This is a genomic window from Armatimonadota bacterium (assembly GCA_020354555.1).
Classification (GTDB): Bacteria; Armatimonadota; Hebobacteria.
In genome coordinates, this window is the sequence record CP070648.1 from 1,471,671 (window position 1) to 1,475,232 (window position 3,562).

The window sequence follows — 3,562 nt, forward strand, 5'->3', positions numbered from 1 at the left end:
CGAGTGGCGGGTCCGGCCCCTGACCTTCAGCTTCTTCTTCTGACCGGCCGGGAATCTGCGCAGGCGGCCACCGTGAAACCAGCTCTCGCCCTGATCAACGCGCTGCGCCTGCGGCGCGCATACCGTGATCTGCCGACGATCAACCCGGCACTCCCGGCGCGGGTGGATATTGAGCCCACGAGCTACTGCAACTTCCGCTGTCCCCATTGCCCCGCCACTGCCCTCGCACCGACACGAGTGCGGAGCCATCTCTCCCTCGAAGCCTTCGAGGGGATCCTCGACCAGCTCCCGGCCGCCTACCGACTGAAGCTGGTGGGCCTTGGCGAGCCCCTGCTGAACCCCGAGTACTTCGACATGGTACGCGGCGCGCGGCGGCGACGAGTCCGCGTGCTCACCACCACGAACGGGAGCTTGCTCGACGCCGACCGCCGCCGGCAGCTCCTCGCCTGCGGCCTGACCAACCTGAACATCTCCGTTGACGCCGCGACCCCCGAGACCCATGCCAGGCTGCGGCCCGGCTCCGACCTGGAGCAGATAGGCGAGAGCATCGTCTCGCTCGTGCGCGAGCGCGGCCGGCGGAAGTCGCCTGCGATCCGTGTCTGGCACGTGATCCAGCGCGCATCCACAGGCGAGATTCCCGACCTCGTCTCCCGCTGCATCCAATGGGGCGTGGACGCGCTGCTGTGCACGGCCAAGCTCACGAACTTCGGCTCCGCGACGCTGGAGGAGTACGTGCACGAGCGGCGCGCCCTGGGCGATGACCTGCAGCGCGTGCTCCCCGAAGCGCGCCGCCGCGCGGCCGCGGCGGGCCTGGAGTTCCGCTGCCCCGAGGGGCCGCCGCCGCCGCGAATGCCGGCCGACGGCCGGCCGTGCCGCTGGCCTTGGGGGCGGACCGTCGTCACCGCGCGGGGGGAAGTGATGCCGTGTCCCTATGCGGGTGGCCCCGACGGGCTGATCCTCGGTCGGCTCCTCCCCACCGACGGCGAGCCGGCCCAGAGCTTCGCCGAGATCTGGAATGGGCCGGCGATGCAGCAACTGAGGGAGCAGATCCGGGCTCGCAAGAACCCCGCGTTCTGCCGCGCCTGCTACCCGGGGTGGGAGGGCGCCCAGAGCGGCGCGTGAGAGGCGATATCCTCTCACGCCGCCGCGTCGGAGTCCGACGCGGCAGTGCGCTCCGCCTCGATGCTGCCAGCGCGCTCGCGCTCCCGGCAGCGCCGCTCGAGCATGACCAGCGTGCGCGCGATCTTGTCGTGGTAGCCCTGGTGCGCTCCGTCAACCATGATCCATAGGAGACCGATGGTCTGCACCCCAGACACGAGTACCGCGGCCAGTTCGCTCCGATCGAGCAGCACATCCGCCGCGACAGCGGGCATGAGATATGCGGCCGTCCGCAGCGCCGCCTTCCCCCACCCGACGTCCGTGGCATCCGGATTCGTCACCCGCGCCCCGAACACCATCATGCCCAGTGTCCGGCGATAGCGGCCGAGCATGAACACGCCGTAGCCGAACCCAACCGCGTAGATCCCGGCGGTCCGCCACCAAGCGAGATCGTACTCGAACAGCGTGTCGAAGAACAGGTCCCCGTCCAGGGCCATCACGGCAATCATCATCTGTTCGAGCTGCGGCAAGGCCAGAGGCGTTGTCAGGATCACCAGAACCACCATGTCTATGAGCACGGCCGCCGCGCGCCGCGCGAGGCCGGCAGTGTCCCGGTCGAGGTCAATTGCCGTGGCGATGGCCGGTGAGGCGGTTGGCATAAGGCCGTTCCCCTCTATCGCAGGCAGCGCATAACGATGTCGTCTTCCTCCAGGACCCTCCGCTCCGCAGGCACCCCGCCGTCGTCCTCGAGGTTGGCTCCCCAGCTGTAGAGCAGGAACCCATCGCCCTCTCGCCTATACACGAACGGCTTCCCCGAGAACGGATCGGCCGGGAGTTCCCTCCCGGCGAACTCGTCGAGCTCGGCGAGGGACTCCGGATACCGACCGCTCTCGCCCTTATGTGCCTTGAGCAGCAGCGCGACCTCGGCCAGCCGAAGCTGCGCGACCGCGCTGTCACGGCGGGCGAAGGTTCGGTCGAACGCGGGCAGGAGCATGGCGGTGACGATGCCCGGCGGCGGGAGGTATGTCACCTGCAGGTGGGACAGTTCCTCGAGCGCCCGCCGCGCTTCCCCGTATGGCAGGGGGGCATCCTCTATGACGCTCGCCATCCGCCGCAAGTAGTCCGCCTCGTCGGATGCGAGCATCCACCTCGCCATGTAGCTCTGCTTTGGTGGGCGGTCGGGCCGGCCACCCTCGCTCAACTCCGACGGCTCGGCCGGTGGTCCGGCCTGCAAGTCCTCTATGGCATCGAGAGGATCCTCCGCCAATCTGACCGCAGCGAAAGTCGCTCGCCCGAGGGCGCGCTCCCCCTTCAGCGCCTCCGCGAAAGATGGACCCAGATCAGTGCGCCCGATCTCGTCGGCGAGCCGCCGACAGAGATCACTGTCGGGCTGGGACTCGCGCAGCACGGCACTCAAGGAGCGCGACCCCATGCCGTCGATGGCATACCGGACCATCTGGCCAATCGTGCACGGTTCCGCAGCCGCGTTCGCGACGCGGAAGATGGCGCCGCAGACATCCGTCGCCTCGTCCACCCGGCCCGCATCAAGGAGCATCAGAGTCTCGAACGCAAGCAGCCGAGCGCAGGTGCGCAGCTTGGCGAGGTGCGGGAATCCGACATCGTACCCCTTGCTCCAGTCAACCCGGAAGTCGCAGCGCGGCATGTGAGCCGCGCGGTGGATGAACTCCAGGGCTTCCTCGTTCCGCTTCAGGATGTCCGACGCTCGACTGCGCACCCCCGGGCTATCCAGGCTCGACTTCTCTCGTCTCAGATCGTCGAGGAGTTCCTCGTCCTCGTCCGACAGCTCGATCGCTTCGAACGCCTGCCCGTACACGAGCGCCGCGTTCTCCTCATCGGGAATCGGGGGCCTGGCGAGGTCGGCCGGCATGAGGGGCTCCCCACGACTCGCGATCTCCGCCACCGCCTCCGCGAGCCGCGCCTCCGCCCGCCATGCCGCGATCGCTACGGCGAAGGGCGAGAGCGCGGCAGCGCAACCCAGGAGGAAGAGCACCCACTTGCCTATGCGTAGTGCTCGCACGACCCTCATCCGGCGCTGCTTTGCTGCGCCCACGCGGCCCCCTCTCTGAGCAGCTCGCCGCCTACCGCGGCGGGATGGGCGGGCCGGGAGGTGGCGGTCCCGGCGGCCTCGGCTCGCCCACGCTCGGCGGAACCTCGATGATCTGCGTCGTCCGATCCTCGCGCGCTCCCCGCAGTGCGGCCGTGAACGCGCGCAGCCGCTTGGCTACCATGCCGTGGATGGTCTTCGCCTTGCCGGGAGCGCCGGCCGGCACGCCGGTCAGCACTTCGATACCCTCGTCCACGTGCGAGACCGCCCAGATGTGAAACGTGCCCTCTTCGACGGCCTGCGCCACCTCGCGCTTCAGCATGAGGTTCTTGACGTTCTGGCGCGGGATCATCACGCCCTGGTCGCCGGTCAGCCCCTTGAGCTTGCAGGCCGCGTAGA

3 protein-coding genes and 1 pseudogene are annotated in these 3,562 nt (G+C 69.1%); 1 reads left to right on the forward strand and 3 read right to left on the reverse strand.

Annotated elements, in window-relative coordinates; translation table 11 throughout:
- Nucleotides 1-1,122 (forward strand): radical SAM protein (locus JSV65_05950; GenBank protein UCH35895.1); only part of this gene is annotated, 1,122 nt, incomplete at its 5' end.
- Between the two features lie 14 nt (nucleotides 1,123-1,136).
- Here JSV65_05950 and JSV65_05955 read toward each other — a convergent pair.
- From JSV65_05955 to JSV65_05965, 3 genes and pseudogenes are all read right to left on the reverse strand, one after another.
- A complete protein-coding gene (locus JSV65_05955; GenBank protein UCH35896.1) occupies nucleotides 1,137-1,757 on the reverse strand; it encodes an RDD family protein in 621 nt (206 codons plus the stop codon).
- Between the two features lie 14 nt (nucleotides 1,758-1,771).
- Nucleotides 1,772-3,136 carry a hypothetical protein gene (locus JSV65_05960; GenBank protein ID UCH35897.1) on the reverse strand — a complete coding sequence of 455 codons (1,365 nt, stop codon included), beginning with the start codon at nucleotides 3,134-3,136 and terminating at the stop codon, nucleotides 1,772-1,774.
- A 238-nt stretch (nucleotides 3,137-3,374) separates the two neighbouring features.
- Nucleotides 3,375-3,562: pseudogene (locus JSV65_05965) on the reverse strand (hypothetical protein).

Bases quoted from the DNA above. Each gene is read 5' to 3' on its own strand.
- JSV65_05955 (UCH35896.1), bottom strand. From the start codon at position 1,757: ATGCCAACCGCCTCACCGGCCATCGCCACGGCAATTGACCTCGACCGG.